The sequence below is a fragment of the Nitrospirillum amazonense genome (genome assembly GCF_007828035.1).
Taxonomy (GTDB): domain Bacteria; phylum Pseudomonadota; class Alphaproteobacteria; order Azospirillales; family Azospirillaceae; genus Nitrospirillum; species Nitrospirillum amazonense.
The window spans coordinates 737984-753038 of sequence record NZ_VITV01000004.1 but is presented as its reverse complement, the minus strand read 5'-3'; the positions used below and the strand labels follow the sequence as shown (position 1 = coordinate 753038).

Annotated in this window: 12 protein-coding genes; 5 read left to right on the top strand and 7 right to left on the bottom strand. The window is 68.9% G+C overall.

The window, feature by feature from the left end:
* Positions 1 to 289 precede the first annotated feature (289 nt).
* Positions 290 to 2248, top strand: coding sequence for a sensor histidine kinase (locus tag FBZ87_RS15045; protein WP_145611057.1), 1959 nt, complete (start codon positions 290 to 292; stop codon positions 2246 to 2248).
* Positions 2249 to 2314: 66 nt separating this feature from the next.
* Here FBZ87_RS15045 and FBZ87_RS15040 read toward each other — a convergent pair whose 3' ends face one another.
* Positions 2315 to 2662, bottom strand: coding sequence for an arsenate reductase family protein (locus tag FBZ87_RS15040; RefSeq protein ID WP_145611056.1), 348 nt, complete (start codon positions 2660 to 2662; stop codon positions 2315 to 2317).
* 211 nt (positions 2663 to 2873) lie between these two features.
* Between FBZ87_RS15040 and FBZ87_RS15035 the strand changes: the two genes are divergently transcribed.
* Positions 2874 to 6347 carry an SIS domain-containing protein gene (locus FBZ87_RS15035; RefSeq protein WP_211106946.1) on the top strand — a complete coding sequence of 1158 codons (3474 nt, stop codon included), beginning with the start codon at positions 2874 to 2876 and terminating at the stop codon, positions 6345 to 6347.
* Positions 6348 to 6388: 41 nt separating this feature from the next.
* Entirely contained in the window at positions 6389 to 7069 is a 681-nt protein-coding gene (locus tag FBZ87_RS15030) for an SDR family NAD(P)-dependent oxidoreductase (RefSeq protein WP_186454761.1), read from the top strand.
* A gap of 19 nt (positions 7070 to 7088) precedes the next feature.
* Here FBZ87_RS15030 and phhA read toward each other — a convergent pair whose 3' ends face one another.
* The gene (gene phhA / locus FBZ87_RS15025) at positions 7089 to 7961 is read right to left on the bottom strand and encodes a phenylalanine 4-monooxygenase (RefSeq protein ID WP_145611054.1); all 873 of its coding nucleotides are present in this window, start codon (positions 7959 to 7961) and stop codon (positions 7089 to 7091) included.
* Between the two features lie 147 nt (positions 7962 to 8108).
* Positions 8109 to 8600: an Lrp/AsnC family transcriptional regulator gene (locus FBZ87_RS15020; RefSeq protein ID WP_040848442.1), complete on the bottom strand. Its 492-nt coding sequence runs from the start codon at positions 8598 to 8600 to the stop codon at positions 8109 to 8111.
* 138 nt (positions 8601 to 8738) lie between these two features.
* Between FBZ87_RS15020 and hppD the strand changes: the two genes are divergently transcribed.
* The gene (hppD, locus tag FBZ87_RS15010) at positions 8739 to 9893 is read left to right on the top strand and encodes a 4-hydroxyphenylpyruvate dioxygenase (protein WP_246134406.1); all 1155 of its coding nucleotides are present in this window, start codon (positions 8739 to 8741) and stop codon (positions 9891 to 9893) included.
* Positions 9894 to 9981: 88 nt separating this feature from the next.
* Here hppD and FBZ87_RS15005 read toward each other — a convergent pair whose 3' ends face one another.
* The 3 genes from FBZ87_RS15005 to FBZ87_RS14995 form a co-directional block, all read right to left on the bottom strand.
* On the bottom strand, positions 9982 to 10824 hold the full coding sequence (locus FBZ87_RS15005; RefSeq protein ID WP_145611053.1) for a carbon-nitrogen hydrolase family protein: 843 nt from the start codon (positions 10822 to 10824) through the stop codon (positions 9982 to 9984).
* A gap of 5 nt (positions 10825 to 10829) precedes the next feature.
* Positions 10830 to 11111 carry a glutaredoxin 3 gene (grxC, locus tag FBZ87_RS15000; RefSeq protein ID WP_088872197.1) on the bottom strand — a complete coding sequence of 94 codons (282 nt, stop codon included), beginning with the start codon at positions 11109 to 11111 and terminating at the stop codon, positions 10830 to 10832.
* A 101-nt stretch (positions 11112 to 11212) separates the two neighbouring features.
* Positions 11213 to 11971 carry a ComF family protein gene (locus FBZ87_RS14995; RefSeq protein ID WP_246134405.1) on the bottom strand — a complete coding sequence of 253 codons (759 nt, stop codon included), beginning with the start codon at positions 11969 to 11971 and terminating at the stop codon, positions 11213 to 11215.
* Between the two features lie 101 nt (positions 11972 to 12072).
* Between FBZ87_RS14995 and FBZ87_RS14990 the strand changes: the two genes are divergently transcribed.
* Positions 12073 to 12990 (top strand): methyltransferase domain-containing protein, encoded by a 918-nt coding sequence (locus tag FBZ87_RS14990; RefSeq protein ID WP_145611051.1) that lies wholly within the window; start codon positions 12073 to 12075, stop codon positions 12988 to 12990.
* A gap of 70 nt (positions 12991 to 13060) precedes the next feature.
* Here FBZ87_RS14990 and FBZ87_RS14985 read toward each other — a convergent pair whose 3' ends face one another.
* Positions 13061 to 14974, bottom strand: coding sequence for an amidohydrolase (locus tag FBZ87_RS14985; protein ID WP_186454760.1), 1914 nt, complete (start codon positions 14972 to 14974; stop codon positions 13061 to 13063).
* Between the last annotated feature and the right edge of the window lie 81 nt (positions 14975 to 15055).

Below are 15055 nucleotides of genomic sequence, written 5' to 3'. Positions count from 1 at the left end.
CTATCCAAGCTGGAAAGGCACGCCTTGCGTGTCCTGATGACGCCGGGCACGCGCGAACCGTCAACGGGGCCCACCCTGTCACGCGCGAACCGCCCCGTTCCGGTCCCCGCCCGTTCCGTTTCTGGCGCGCAGCCGGCCATCAATTGCCAGGCCCGCGCCCCCATGATAAGCGTCGCGGAAGGATGGGCCCGCCCTCTTCCGGGCAATGCCGGGACGGGCGGGGGCCCACCGGGCGGGACGAACAAGGCGGCGGGGCGCCCTTGGGCACGGCATGGCGGGACGGCGGGTTATGAGACGGCTGGCGGAGTGGATGAAATCCATCGGGCCGGGCCGCCTGATCAATATCTCGCTGGCCGCCGGCATCGTGCTGTCCCTGGTGTTCGTCCACGCCGAATTTACCCGGGGCCTGAATGCCCGCCGTGCCGAAATCCGCCAGGCCATGGATACCCAGGCCATCGCCTTGGACGGCACGCTGGCCGCCATCTCCGGCCGGGTGGAGCGCCTGCGGGAGTGGACCCGGCGGGCGCTGCTGGCCCCGCCTGCCGACACCCCGCAACTGAATGCCTTTCTGGACAGGGTGGATCAGGCCGGCGCGGATGAGGTGCCGATGCTGGATCGCGTCGGCCCGGCCGACGCCAATCCGCTGGACGGCCCCTTGCCCGCCGCCCTGCTGGCCCTGTCCAACCGGGGCCTGGCTCGGCATGAGGGCTTGTCGCGCCCCGACCGCGCCCATTGGCGGGCCGAGGTGGCAACCGCCGTGGCCCTGGCCCAGCAACTGGCGCTGGACGTGCGCACCCAGCCAGGCCTGGGGCGCGGCTATTTCATCGCCACCTCCGGCCTGGTGGCGGTGGCGCCCTGGCGGGCCGCCGACAATGCCCATGGGCTGATGACGGGTGTCTTCGAGCGCAGCGCCTATCGCCTGTCCACCCTGGCCGCCAACCCCGCCGGCCGCGTGCTGTGGACCGAGACGCCCGCCCCGCCGCCGCAGGGAGCGGCGCGGGATGAGGCGCCAGCCCAGCCGCTGCCCACCGTCGCCGCCCCCATCGATGACCAGGGGCGTTTCCTGGGCGTGGTGGCCTTCGACCTGGATCCCGCCCTGCTGGCCCTGCCCACGGCCAATACCGCCGCCGGCGGCGCCGTGTTGCTGCTGGGATCGGATGATCGCCTGCTGTCGGCTGCCGGCACCCCGCCCGCCGACCTGTTTCAGCAGGGCCGGCCCACCCCCGTCGGTCTGGCGGCGGTGATGGGCAAAACAGCGGCCACGGCCGAGCATGCGGGCTATCTCATCACCACCCGCCCCCTGGCCAACGCCCCCTGGCGCCTGGTGCACGTGGCCCCGCGCGCGGCCCTCACCTGGTCACTGGTCATGCACACCGCCGGGTCCATGGCGGGGTTTTCCAGCGTGCTGCTGGCGGTGGTGCTGCTGTTCAACATGGTGGTGCGGCGCATGGTGCGCTCTCAGGAACGCTCCGCCGCGGCGGAGCGGGAGGCGCGGGCGGCCACGGAACAGGCCCTGGCCGAGCTGCGCGCCGCCCATGATGAGCTGGACTTCCTGAACCGGGAGAAGACGCGCTTCTTCTCGCTGATCTCCCACGATCTGCGCGGTCCTTTCAACGTGCTGCTGGGCATGACCAAGGAACTGGCAGACTATGGTACCCGCATGGCACCGGCCGATGTGGCCGACTTCGCCGCGTCGGTGCACCAGAGCGCGGTCACCGCCCACACCCTGCTGGACAACCTGCTGAACTGGTCGCGGGTGCAGATGTCGGGCACGCCCTTCAGCCCGTCGGTCATGCCGCTGGGCGAGGTTGTGGCCGCCGCCATCCATGACCTGGGCCCCACGGCCGATGCCAAGGGCATCCGCATCCTCGACGCCTCGGGCGACCGCCACATCCTGGCCGACCGCACCATGGTGCTGGCCATCCTGCGCAACCTGCTGGCCAACGCCATCAAGTTCAGCCACCCCAACCAGGGTGTCCAGGTGACCTCGCGGGCGCTGGGCGACCGGCTGGAGATCGCTGTGTCCGACCGGGGCATCGGCATGGATCCCGAACAGCTGGACCAGCTGTACCGCCGCGAGGCGCAGGACAGCCGCCCCGGCACCCTGGGGGAGGTCGGCACCGGCCTGGGCCTGACCCTGGTGCGCGACCTGGTGGCCCGCCACGGCGGCGTCCTGGCCATCGACAGCCAGCCGGGCGCGGGCACCACCGTCAGCTTCACGGTGCCGCTGGCCGCCGCCCCGCGTTGAACTGGCACGCCCTCGATCGCCGGGCGGCAGCATCCGCTGGCTTGGCCATCCTGGCAGACGGGGAAATCAGAGCACCTCGGCCAGCCGTTCCACCGGGCGGCACAGCACGGCGCCCTTGGGGCTGCGCGCGATGGGGCGTTCGATCAGGATGGGGTGTTTCACCATGAGGTCCAGCAGGGCCTCGTCGCCAAAGCCACCAGCGGGCTCGCCCGCCAGCAGGTCATCATTCCCGCGGCGGCGCAGGATGTCGGCCGGGCGGGCCTTCAGGGCGGCCAGCATGTCGACCAGGGCGGCGCGGTCGGGTGGGGTCTTCAGGTATTCCACCACCTGGACCTCATGTCCGCCGGCCTGCAGATCGGCCAGCACCCGGCGCGAGGTGGAGCATTTGGGGTTGTGCCAGAGGGTCACGATCATGGGCGATGGTTCCAGGGTGGGTTGGCGGGAAGCGGGCACCATAGCCGCGCGCCCGGCAAGAGGCCATCCGCCGGAAAGGCAGGGCCGGCCCCCCAGGCCGGCTCCCCAAGTCGGACGCCCAAGTCAGGCCACGTGTAACGTTACATTTTCAGCCTTCCACCCCAGCCCCGGCCTGGACTATGACTGCGATCTTGCTTGAGTGAGGTGAACGATGTGCGGCATCGCCGGTTTCCTGGGTAATCGCAACTGGACCCGCACGGCGGACCTTTCGTGGCTGAAGGCCGTGGCCGACCGGCTGGCCCAGGCGGGCGAGCCCGCCGCCATCGATGCCGCCTTAGACGATCTGGTGGCGCATTTCACCGACCTGATGGCCTTTCCCACCCACATGGCCGCCGTGGCCGACACGGCTGCCACCGCCCTGCTGACGGCGGTGGCCGATCGCATCGACGCGCTGGAGACGATGCTCCGGTCCGGCGAGGCTGCCCGCGACGTGGCGGTGGAGCGCACGGCCGAGCGCCTGCGCGACTATTCCTGGCAGTTGCGGACCGAGGTTCTGGGCAACATCGGCCGCACCCTGGCCCTGCTGCCGGACGGTGCCGCCGCAACCCGGCCGCAGCATGCGGTGGCCTGGGCCGCCGAACAGGTGCTGGAGAATCTGGACCGGCTGGAGGTGCGCGGGCGGGACAGCGCCGGCATCGCCCTGCAGATCACCATCGACCATCGCTACACCCTGGACGACCTGCCGGCGGCCCTGCGCGCCGGCGCCGCCGAGCGGCTGGCCGTGGGCGACCGGCACGAGGGCCTGGCGCTGCACATCCTGCCCGACGGCCGCACCACCGTGCGCTTCACTTACAAGGTGGCCACCCTGATCGGCCGCCTGGGCGACAACGGCGCCTTCCTGCGCGCCCGCATGCGCGCCGACGCCGTGCTGTGGGCCGTGGCGCGGCACGCTGACGGCTTCAGCGCCATCGCCCACACCCGCTGGGCCTCGCACGGCGCCATCAGCCTGCCCAATTGCCATCCGCTGAACGCCCGGCTGCTGAATGAGACGGGCACCGGCAAGGCCGCCACGGCACTGGACGCCGATGCCGACGCCATGGTGGCCCTGAACGGCGACATCGACAATTACCGGGCCCTGACCGAAAGCGCCATCGAGGGCACCGGCCACGCCTTGCCTACCGACACCACCACCGACACCAAGGTCATTCCCGTGCTGTTCCGTCTGGAGGGCGCGACGGGTAACGGCGGCGGTAACGCCGACCGTTTCCTGGCTACCCTCCGGCGGCTGGACGGGTCCATGGCCATCATCCTGCAGCACCCGACCGATCCGGAGCGCCTGCAACTTGGCCAGAAGGGCAGCGGGCAGAGCCTGTTCGTGGCCGAGGTGAACGATGGCCTGATCGTCGCGTCTGAGAATTACGGCCTGGCGCCGCGCGCCCGGCGGTCCATTCCCCTGGCGCAGGTAGAGCGCGGCGGCCTGGCCGTCGTCCTGTCGACGGCGGCGGGCGAGCCGGCGTTGACCGCCCGCACGGTGGACGACGGCGCCCCGGCCAGCCTGAAGGCCGACGCCATCGAGATTTTCTCCCGCGACATCTTCCGCGGCCGCCACGACCACTTCTTCGAGAAGGAGGTGCATGAGGCCCCGGCCAGCGTGCGCAAGACCCTGACGGGCCGCTACCGCCGCCAGGACCGGCGCGTCAGCTTCGACCTCAGCCTCGCCGGGGGCACCGACACGGGGCCGTGGGCCGGCCTGCGCGCCCGCCTGGCCGATCCGGCCAAGCCGCCCATCCGCCGCATCCTGGTGACGGGCCAGGGTACCGCCGCCATCGCCGCCATGGGCATCGAGCACCTGATCCGCCTGGCGCTGGACAAGGCGCCGGTGACGGTGACCAGCGCCAAGGCCTCGGAACTGTCCACCAACCTGGACGGCAAGAGCCTGGACGACGCCCTGGTCATCGCCATCAGCCAGAGCGGCACCACCACCGACACCAACCGCACGGTGGACCTCGCCCGCGCCGCCGGCGCCTGGATCCACGCCATCGTCAACCGCCGCAACAGCCCCCTGGTGCGCAAGTCGGACAGCCACCTGTTCACCAGCGACGGCCGCGACATCGAGATGGCCGTCGCCTCCACCAAGGCCTTCTACAGCCAGGTGGCGGCGGGCAAGCTGACCGCCCTGTGCCTGGCCGACGCGCTGGGCACCCTGCCGGCCCAGCAGATCCATGACGAGATGGTGGCGCTGGAGGCCCTGCCCCAGCGCATCCAGGAGGTGCTGGACGACGAGGGGGCCATTGCCGCCTGCGCCCGGGCCTATGCCCCCCGCAACCGCTATTGGGCGGTGGTGGGCAACGGCGCCAACAAGGTCGCGGCCGAAGAGATCCGCATCAAGCTGTCGGAGCTTTGCTACAAGTCCATCCCGGTCGATTACACCGAGGACAAGAAGCACATCGACCTGTCGACCGAGCCGCTGACCCTGGTGGTGGCCAACGACCTGGCCCCCCTGCTGGCCCAGGACACCGCCAAGGAAGTGGCCATCTTCAAGGCGCACAACGGCAAGCCCATCGTCTTCGCCGCCAAGGGCGAGACCTGCTTCGCCCCCTACGCCGAGGCGGTGGTGCACCTGCCCTCCGCCGGCGCCGGCCTGGACTTCATCATGGCCACGGTGGCGGGCCACCTGTGGGGTTTCCACGCCGCCCTGGCCATCGACGCCGAATCCCGCCCCTTCCGCGAGGTGTCGGCGGTGCTGGACCAGGCGCTGGCCGACCCGGAGCGGCCGGTGACGCCGGTGGCCACCAGTCTGGCCGCCATCATCGACCGCATCGCCGATGGGCAGCTGGACGCCGCGTTGCCCGCCAGCTACACCGCCCGCCTGGCCAAGCTGACCTCCGCCCTGCCCATGCTGGACACGCCAGGCGGCAAGCCGGAGCGGACGGTCGTCATCACGCGAGGCCAGGACCTGCTGCGCCTGGTGTTCGAAGAGACGTCGCGCCCCATCGACACCATCCGCCACCAAGCCAAGACCGTGACCGTGGGCATCTCCCGCCCCGGCCGTGAGATCAGCCCCCTGCTGCTGGCGGCCCTGGCCGACCTGGGCGCCACCCCTGCCGACCTGGCGGAGCCTGAGCGCCAGCTGCTGATCGCCCTGTCGACCCTGGTCATCGGGGTGGAGGGTGGCGTGCGCTATCACCCAGCCGGCGGGCCTGCAGGCGAGGGCGCGGATGGCACGCCGCTGCTGCAGGCGGTGGAGCGCAGCGGGCGGGCCAAAGGCGTCGCCTCGCGCCACGACCAGCCGGCGCCGGCCACGGGCGGCAAGCGCCGCGCCCTGCGCCTGGGCCGGGGCGTGCTGTCGGGCGGGGCCAGCGGCGCCCAGACCCTGGCGCTGCTGCCCCTGATGCGCGAGCCCAACTGGACACCGAACGGCCTCGTGCTGCTGCACCTGGCGCTGGTCAGCCAGGCCTCGCTGCAGCAGAAGATTGCAATATTGAAGGATTTGCGCCTGTACGAAGACCTGTTCGATGCCTACCATGAGACGGGACAGGCGGACGCGGCCGGCGACGGGGCGGGCCCGGGGGGCGGTAATTCAGGGGGCGGGGGTAAGGACGGTGGCTTCGCCGCCTTCCTGGAGAAGCTGGCCCCCCGCGACCTCATCCTGTCCACGCCCGCGGAGCTGATCCGCCGGGCCTGAACTCGGGGTTTTGGGGAACGGCGATGCAGCGGGCGGGGCGTTTGGCGAACCGGACAGCGGTGGTGACGGGGGCGGCGTCCGGCCTGGGCCGCGCCGTCGCGGTCGCCCTGGCGCAGGAGGGGGCCAACGTCGTCCTCCACCACCTTTTGCCCGATGAACAGGCGGCGGCCACGGAAACCGCCCGCCAGGTGCAGGCCCTGGGCCGCACCGGCATCGTCGTGCAGGCCGACATCACCCAGCCGGCCGGCGCCTATACGGTGGCCGAAGCGGCCATCGCTGCCTTCGACCATGTCGACATCCTGGTCAACAACGCCGGCTTCCGCCTGAAACAGCCTTTCGACGGCATGACGCTGGAACTGTTCGAGGCCACCATGGCCGCCAACATGGGCGGCACCTTCCTGATGGTGCGCCATCTGCTGCCCCTGATGCGGGCGCGCAGCTATGGCCGCATCGTCACCACGGTGGACAGCACCGCCATGGAAGGGGCGCGCGGGATGACCGCCTACGGCGCCGCGGCCTCCGCCCTGCTGGGCTTCACCCGCAGCCTGGTGCATGAGTTCGGCGACAACGACATCACCGCCAATTGCGTGTGCCCGGGCCACCTGCCGCCCGACGCGGATGGCGAGGAGGAAGACTGGGCTGGCATCACACCCGCCTACGTCTTCCTGGCCAGCGACGACGCCTATGCCATGATCGGGCAAACGCTGCGACCCAGCCCCTAGGGCACTTGCTGGGCTAAGCCTAAGCCGCCTTGCGGCCTGCGGTAAACACGGTGTCGCCCGGCTGGATCTGGTCGGCCGGCAGATCCGGCAGGGCGGCCAGCTTGGCATAGAGCGGGGCGAAATCCTGCGCCGTGGCCTGGAACAGCTGTTCGAAGCTGTCCAAGACGAAGTAGGTTTCCTGGTAGTCGTCGATGCGATAGCGGGTGCGCATCACCCGTTCCAGATTAAAGCCCACGCGGTTGGGCTCGGGGCTTTCGATGCAGTACTGCGTCTCGCCCCGCGAGGACAGCATGCCGGCGCCATAGGCGCGCAGGCCCTGGGGCGTATTGATCAGGCCGAATTCCACCATGTACCAGTAGAGACGGGCCAGGCGCTCCAGCCCGCCGTGGGCTTCGGCCTCGGCGCCCTTCCTGCCATAGGCCTGCAGATAGTCGGCGAAGACCGGATGCATCAGCAGGGGCACATGGCCGAAGAAGTCGTGGAACACGTCCGGTTCCACCAGGTAATCCATCTCATCCGCCCGGCGGATCCAGTTGGTCACCGGAAATCGCTTTTCGGCCAGGTGGTTGAAGAAGACGTCGTTGGGCAGCAGGCCGGGCACGGCCACCAGGGTCCAGCCCGTGGCCTTGTGCAGCACCTCGCTGGCGCGATTGAAATGGGGCACCCCGTCGCGGGCGTCCAGCCGGGCCAGGCTTTCCATGAACTCAGGCGCGGCATAGCGGGGCAGCAGGGCCGACTGACGCTCATACAGCGTGCGCCAGCGGGCGTGCTCCTCCGCCGTGATCTTTTCCCAGCCCTGGGGCACGGTGTAGTCAGCCGCCATGGCGCTGTAGTCGCCGCGCAGGGGGGTGTCGGACTTGCCCGTGGTGTTGACCGGCGCGCTGCTGCTCATGGCTCCATCTCCCTGGCTGGGTTTGTGAAACCATTTTATCGCTGGATCAGCACCATTTCCTTGCGATCATGCCCCGTTAGCCCTAGCTCAAAACCACTTCCTGCCGTTTGAACGACCGGTTTAGCAATCTTGTGCCGGGAAGAAATTTCAGTCCCGCGCCAGTTCGGCGACCGACGGCAAGGGTACTGCGGTGGAGTGCTTGACCACGTCCAGCACGAAGCTGGAGCGTACGTCCTTCACGCCCGGGATCTGCAGCAGCTTTTTCATGGAGACCTCGGCGAAGGCCTCCAGGTTGCTGACCACCACCTGCACCAGATAGTCCATGGTGCCGGTCATGACGAAGCAGGACACCACCTCGGGGATTTGGCTGACCAGGCGGCGGAACACGGCGTCGCCTTCCGCGTTCTGATCGATCTTGACCTCGACGAAGGCGACGACCCCCAGGCCCAACAGGCGCCGGTCCAGCAGGGCGGCATAGCCCTGGATGTAGCCCTGGTCCTCCAGGTCCTTCACCCGACGCAGGCAGGGCGAGGGCGACAGGCCCACGGCTTCCGCCAGGTCGACGTTGGATAGGCGCCCGTTGCGCTGCAACGTATCCAGGATGCGCAGATCTGCCGCGTCCAGACTGGATTTACCCATAGTGATGCCGCCTTAAGGGTTTCTTGAGCACAACGTTGCTCAATCTTGAACAAATGCGGCAGACTTCGCAAGGAAATGCCCGGGCGCCGGGCGTATCATCAGGGGGATTGTTGCTTCTAACAGGGAGAGCGACCCGCCATGTCCACCCCGACCGCGTCCACCCCGACCACCCCCTCCTCCCCGTCCTCCTCTGGGCCCGTCGCCGAAGCCGTCGCCGGCGGCGACCTGTGGGAGAACCCGCTGGGCACCGATGGCTTCGAGTTCGTGGAATACACGGCGGAGGACACCGAGGCCCTGGGCCGCCTGTTCGAGGCCATGGGCTTCACCAAGGTGGCCCGCCACCGCTCCAAGAACGTGGTGCTGTACCGCCAGGGCGACATCAACTTCATCGTGAACGCCGAGCCGGACAGCCTAGCCCAGCGCTTCGCCCGTGAGCACGGCCCCAGCGCCTGCGCCATGGCCTTCCGCGTGAAGGACGCGGGCGAGGCCCTGAAGCACGCCGTGGCCCAGGGCGCCAAGGAGGTGAAGGGCACGGTCGGCCCCATGGAGCTGAACATCCCGGCCATCGAAGGCATCGGCGGCAGCCTGCTGTACCTGGTGGACCGGTACAACAGCCCCAGCATCTACGACATCGACTTCGTGCCCATCGAGGGTGCGGACCAGAACCCCGTGGGCGCCGGCCTGAAGCTGATCGACCACCTGACCCATAACGTCCGCAAGGGCCGCATGGACCCGATCTCGGAGTTCTACGGCAAGATCTTCGGCTTCCGCCAGATCCGCTACTTCGACATCACGGGTGAGTACACGGGCCTGACCAGCCGGGCGCTGACCGCCCCCTGCGGCAAGATCCGCATTCCGATCAACGAGTCGAAGTCCGAGCAGGGTGCCGACAAGCTGGACCAGATCCAGGAGTTCATCGAGGCCTACAAGGGCGAGGGCATCCAGCACATCGCCCTGCTGACCGATGACATCATCGCCACCTGGGACAAGCTGAAGGCCGCCGGCGTGAAGTTCATGACGCCGCCGCCCGACACCTACTACGAGATGCTGGAAGAGCGCCTGCCCGGCCACGGCCAGCCGGTCGAAGAACTGAAGAGCCGCGGCATCCTGCTGGACGGTAAGGACAACCGCTATCTGCTGCAGATCTTCACCGAGACGGCCATCGGCCCGATCTTCTTCGAGATCATCCAGCGCAAGGGCGACGAGGGCTTCGGCGAAGGCAACTTCCGCGCCCTGTTCGTCAGCATGGAGCGCGACCAGATCCGCCGCGGCGTGCTGAAGGTCGCCGAATAAGGTCTGTTTCTGTAACGAAACGAAGGGCGGCATCCGCGAGGGTGCCGCCTTTTTGTTTGGACTTTGGAGCGGCCATGGGGCGGGAGCTCTAAGGTCCCTGGAACGCCCGGTCGTGCAACAGGCTGGGCACCATGGATCGCGCCTCATCCACCTTGGATAGGTCCAGGTCCGCGACTAGCACACCGGAGGCCTCGCCACCGGCGTCAGCCACTACCTCACCCCAAGGGCTGATGATCAGGGCGTGGCCGTAGGTCTGGCGGCCGCCGTCGTGGGTGCCCACCTGGGCAGGGGCCAGGACCCAGCAGCCGGTCTCGATGGCGCGGGCGCGCAGCAGCACATGCCAGTGGGCGCGGCCGGTGGGCACGGTGAAGGCCGAGGGTACCGTGATGATGCGGGCGCCGGCCTTGGCCAGGGCGCGGTAGAGCTGGGGAAAGCGCACGTCGTAGCAGACGGTCAGGCCCAGCCCGCCCCACGGGGTATCGACCACGCGCGCGGTGTCGCCGGGGCGGAAGGTGGCGCTTTCGCGATAACGCTCGCCATTCGCCAGCTCCACATCGAACATGTGCAGCTTGTCGTAGCGGGCCAGCACCTGGCCCGATGGGTCGATGACGAAGCAGCGGTTGGCGGCGCGGCCATCCTTCGTCAGACAGGCCAGGGTGCCGGTCATGAGCCACAGCCCGGTTTCTACCGCCAGGTCGCGGAACCGGCCAAGGGCCGGATGCGCCTCTTCCTCATAAGCGCCGGCCAGCACCCGCTCGCGGCCTTGGACCATGCGGGCCACGTTTTCCGGCAGGGTGGCGAACGCCGCCCCCTGGTCCCTGGCCTGGCGCAGCAGGTCGGCCACCGCATCCATGTTGGCCGATATCTCCGGCCCGGCGGTCATCTGCAGGACTGCCGCGCGCAGGACACCTGAGGAAGGGGCCGCCGTCATGCGCGTCAGGCGGTGCCGGAGGCCAACTGGTCCAGGCCCAGCTTGGCGTTCAGCTTGCCGGCGCGGTCCAGGGCGTGGATGTCGTCGCTGCCGCCCAGGCCCTCACCATCCACGAAAATCTGGGGCACCGTGGTGCGGCCATCCGCGCGCTGGATCATCTCCGGCTTGCGCGACGGGTTGGCGATGACGTCGATCTCCTCATACTGCACGCCCTTGCTGTCCAGCAGGCGCTTGGCGCGGTGGCAATAGGGGCAGTAGGGGCTGGTGTAGATCTCAACGCGGGGCATGGGCCCAAACTCCTGAGGAAATGATTTACCTGAAATATTGGCGCATCGGCGGCGCAGCGCCAAGGGTGGGTGCGCAACCCAGCCCTGAGTTTAGAGTGTTTCTAAATATCTTCGGCCTTCAGCACCCGGGCCAGGGCCAGCACCTCCACCCCGGCGGCACCCGCCCGCAGCAGCACGCGGGCGCACTCCGCCACCGTGGCGCCGGTGGTGTAGACGTCATCCACCAGCACGACGCGCAGCCCCTTGACCGAGCGGCCGGGGCGCAGGGCGAAGGCGCCCGCCACGTTGCGCGCCCGTCCCCCCCGCGACAGACTGCCCTGGCTGGGCGTGCGGCGGCGGCGGACCAGCAGGTCGGGCGCCGCTTTCACCCCGCTGATGGTCCCCAGCCGCGCGGCCAGCAGGGCCGCCTGATTGTAGCGCCGGGCGAACAGGCGCCAGCGGTGCAGCGGCACCGGCGCCACGAGATCGGCCCCGGCCAGCAGTTCCCCCCCGGCGCGCGCCATCCAGCCGGCGAACAGGGGGACGGCCTCCGTCCGGTCGCCATGCTTGAAGCCCAGGATCAGGGGGCGGCTGGCATCGTCGTACAGCACGGCGGCGCGCAGCCGGCCGAAGGATAGGGGTGCAGCGACACAGATGGCGCACAGGGCATCGGCGCCCATGTCATGGGGAAAGGGCCGGCCGCAGGCGGCGCATTGCGGCGCCGTGATGAAGCTGACGCCCCGCCAGCAGGCGCCGCACAGCGTGCCGGCAGCGGCCACCGCCTCGCCACAGCCCAGGCAGCGCGGCGGCAGCACCAGGTCGAGCAGGCGCACGCCGGTGTCGCGCACCCTGGCCCCCATCGCCCGCCCCCAATCGCCCATACGCGCATGTCCTCCAAGAAGCACGCGCCATGATAGCGCAAAGCCGCGCGTACCCCGTAAATTCCTGTTGCTCCGGCCCAGGAAGGGCCTATACCGGCCCCATGAGCGACGCCGACAGCATGACCGTCTTCAACCGCCGCCGCGTGCGGGCCCATCGCGACCGGGCCGCCGCCGGGTGGACCGGCTTCGATTTCCTGAAGGCCGAGGTGGTCGGCCGCCTGGTGGAACGCCTGGCCGACATCAAGCGCGACTTCCGCGTGGCCCTGGACCTGGGCTGCCATGGCGGAGAGGTGGCGCGGGCCCTGGCAGCCGTGCCCAGCATCGCCCAAGTGGTGGCCACGGACCTGTCCCCCCGCTTCGCGGCCGAGGCGGCCAAGCGCATGCCCGGCCTACCGACCGTGGCGGCTGATGAGGAGTTCCTGCCCTTCGCCGAGGGCAGCTTCGACCTGGTGGTCAGCGCCCTCAGCCTGCATTGGGTCAACGACCTGCCTGGCGCCCTGATCCAGGTGCGCCGCGCGTTGAAGCCCGATGGCCTGTTCCTGGGCGCCATCCTGGGCGGCGAGACGCTGTTCGAGCTGCGCCGCAGCCTGATGGAGGCCGAGATGGACCTGTTGGGCGGCCTATCGCCCCGCATCAGCCCCATGGCCGAGGTGCGCGACGCCGGCGGCCTGCTGCAGCGCGCCGGCTTCGCCCTGCCGGTGGTGGACAGCGACATGCTGACCGTCAGCTACCCCCACGCCTTCCGCCTGATCCAGGACCTGCGCGGCATGGGCGAGACCAACGCCGTGCTGGACAGCCGCAAGGCCGTGAGCCCCAGCGACCTGTTCACCCGGGCCGCAGAGCGTTACCAGGACCTGTATCCCGATGGCGAGGGCGGCATCGAGGCCAGCTTCCAAGTGCTGTATCTGGCCGGCTGGGCCCCCGACGAAAGCCAGCAGAAACCCCTACGCCGCGGCAGCGCCAAGCTGCGCCTGGCCGACGCGCTGGGCACGGAAGAGATCAATCCGCTGAAGAACTGATTGAGGGCTCCGCGAACGGACGGGCCGCGCGCCGACCGTTGGCGCGCGGCCCGCCGTTCCTGAGTCAGACTTACGCCGCCGGAACCTCGCCTTGCGGGACCAGCGGGAAGACCTTGGCACCGTTGACCCAGGTCTCACTCACTTTGATGTCCCCGATGCGGGTCGGTTCACACGTGCAGGGGTCGCTGTCCAGGATCACCAGGTCAGCCAACTTCCCCGCCTGCAACGTCCCGACATACTGGTCGGCATGGCATTGCCAGGCGGCGTCGATGGTCTGGGCCTTCAGGGCCGATACCACGCTGATGCGTTCATCGGGGCTCAGCACCCCGTGGTCGGGGTCCATGTCCATGATGCGGGTGACCGCGGTCTGGACCCGGCGCAGCGGCTCCAGCGGGCTGACGGTGTAGTCGCTGTGCAAGGAGAAGCGCAGGCCCGCCTTTTCCACGGACGCGCATCGGTCCAGCAGGTCGGCGCGGTCGCCCAGCAGCTTTTTCAGCACGTATCCCCACTCCGCCACGTGCTGGATGAGGAAGGACGGCACCACGTCCAGGTCCTTCATGCGCTTGATCTGGTCATCCTGCAGGATGGAGCAGTGCTCCACCCGGTTGCGCAGGGCGGCGGACGCTGGATTGTCCTCCTTCGACTTCTGGTAAGCCGCCAGGATGTTGTCGATGGCCGCGTCGCCGTTGGCGTGGGTGATGACCTGCCAGCCGGCGTCATTGGCGGGGCCGACCAAGGCGGCCAACCCGCTGACGGGCAGGTTCTGGTTGCCCTTCACGTCAAAGCCCAGATAGTCCCGCTCCGTCTGCAGGATGGCCCAGGGGGTGTAGGGTTCGCGCTGCAACCCGGTGACACCCTGGTTGGAGCCATCGGCGAACAGCTTGACGGCCTGCTGCAGGAACATGGGGTCGGTCAGGTCGGGGTGCTGCCAGTGCACCTGATGGTCGCCCACCAGGTACTGGCTGACATAGCGGGCGCTGGCGAAGCGGGGACGGGCCGTGAAAAGCGACACCGCGTCGATGGCCGCCTTCTCCATATCGGCGGCGCCCATCGCGATGCCCAGCGCCGCCTCGTTCACCATGGTGTTGCCGTTGGCCAGCGCGGTGTACAGAATCTCGGCCACATTCACGCCCAGCGTGGTCGGGTCCTCGGGGAAGCCCGTGTGACCACTGCTGGAGAGCGCACCCAGGACATATTTCTGGGCGGGATATTCAATGAAGATGCCGGAGGTGCGGCCGGTATCTTTACCGTCCTCGAAGAAGGTGGCGATCTTGCCCCCTTCCAGCTTGGGCGGGTTGTATTCGGGCACGCCGGCCATCACTAGGACCCGGCGGTTGGCGTAGGTGGTGTGACCCGACCCCGACGCGATGAAAACCGGGTTCTGCTTTTCCGCGGGAGCATGATCGAACAACTCATCCAGGTCGTCGATCGTGATGTTCCGCCAACCATCCGACAGCCGCGAGGAATCGAAACCGGTGGCGACGATCCAATCCTCTGTCGACTTGGCCGACCGGATGGCCTGGCGTAGCTTCGCCTTGACGCTGTCGAAGGTGTAGTCCTCCCCCGCTACCGGCCCCAAGCCCAAGCCAGGAGCCAGCAGGGCGCTGGCCACGACGTGCATGTGGGGATCGACGAAGCCCGGCATCAGCGTCCGCCCGGCCAGATCGACCTCCCGTGCGCCTGGAGCCAGGTCCCGCATCGCCTGCAGCGTGCCCACGCCCAGGATGTCCTTGCCCCGGATGACCAGGGCCTCAACCGTGGGCAGATCGTCGCGCATGGTTCGGATGACGCCGCCGTGGAACAGCCGGGCCGGCGCGTCAACCGGCTCAGGCGCCGGGGCCGATTGCAGCACGGCATAATCCTGCCGAACCACCTCCAGGGCCGCCTTTATCGCCTTGTACAGCTGCTCAGGTGTCAGGTTGTCCGTGGAGGCCAGCACAGCCTGGGCGATATCGAAGCGAGAACACGCGCAATTGGGCAACATCCTAAACCTCTTTGGGATTTGTGGCGGATGGATTGCCCGTAGGGGTAACATCAAAATCTATATTATAATTCTTAAAGTTTT

What these genes read in the sequence shown, in the direction of transcription:
- FBZ87_RS15045 (WP_145611057.1), top strand. Translation starts at nt 290, where the DNA reads ATGAGACGGCTGGCGGAGTGGATGAAATCCATCGGGCCGGGCCGCCTG.
- FBZ87_RS15040 (WP_145611056.1), bottom strand. Translation starts at nt 2,662, where the DNA reads ATGATCGTGACCCTCTGGCACAACCCCAAATGCTCCACCTCGCGCCGG.
- FBZ87_RS15035 (WP_211106946.1), top strand. Translation starts at nt 2,874, where the DNA reads ATGTGCGGCATCGCCGGTTTCCTGGGTAATCGCAACTGGACCCGCACG.
- phhA (WP_145611054.1), bottom strand. Translation starts at nt 7,961, where the DNA reads ATGAGCAGCAGCGCGCCGGTCAACACCACGGGCAAGTCCGACACCCCC.
- FBZ87_RS15020 (WP_040848442.1), bottom strand. Translation starts at nt 8,600, where the DNA reads ATGGGTAAATCCAGTCTGGACGCGGCAGATCTGCGCATCCTGGATACG.
- hppD (WP_246134406.1), top strand. Translation starts at nt 8,739, where the DNA reads ATGTCCACCCCGACCGCGTCCACCCCGACCACCCCCTCCTCCCCGTCC.
- FBZ87_RS15005 (WP_145611053.1), bottom strand. Translation starts at nt 10,824, where the DNA reads ATGACGGCGGCCCCTTCCTCAGGTGTCCTGCGCGCGGCAGTCCTGCAG.
- grxC (WP_088872197.1), bottom strand. Translation starts at nt 11,111, where the DNA reads ATGCCCCGCGTTGAGATCTACACCAGCCCCTACTGCCCCTATTGCCAC.
- FBZ87_RS14995 (WP_246134405.1), bottom strand. Translation starts at nt 11,971, where the DNA reads ATGGGCGATTGGGGGCGGGCGATGGGGGCCAGGGTGCGCGACACCGGC.
- FBZ87_RS14990 (WP_145611051.1), top strand. Translation starts at nt 12,073, where the DNA reads ATGAGCGACGCCGACAGCATGACCGTCTTCAACCGCCGCCGCGTGCGG.
- FBZ87_RS14985 (WP_186454760.1), bottom strand. Translation starts at nt 14,974, where the DNA reads ATGTTGCCCAATTGCGCGTGTTCTCGCTTCGATATCGCCCAGGCTGTG.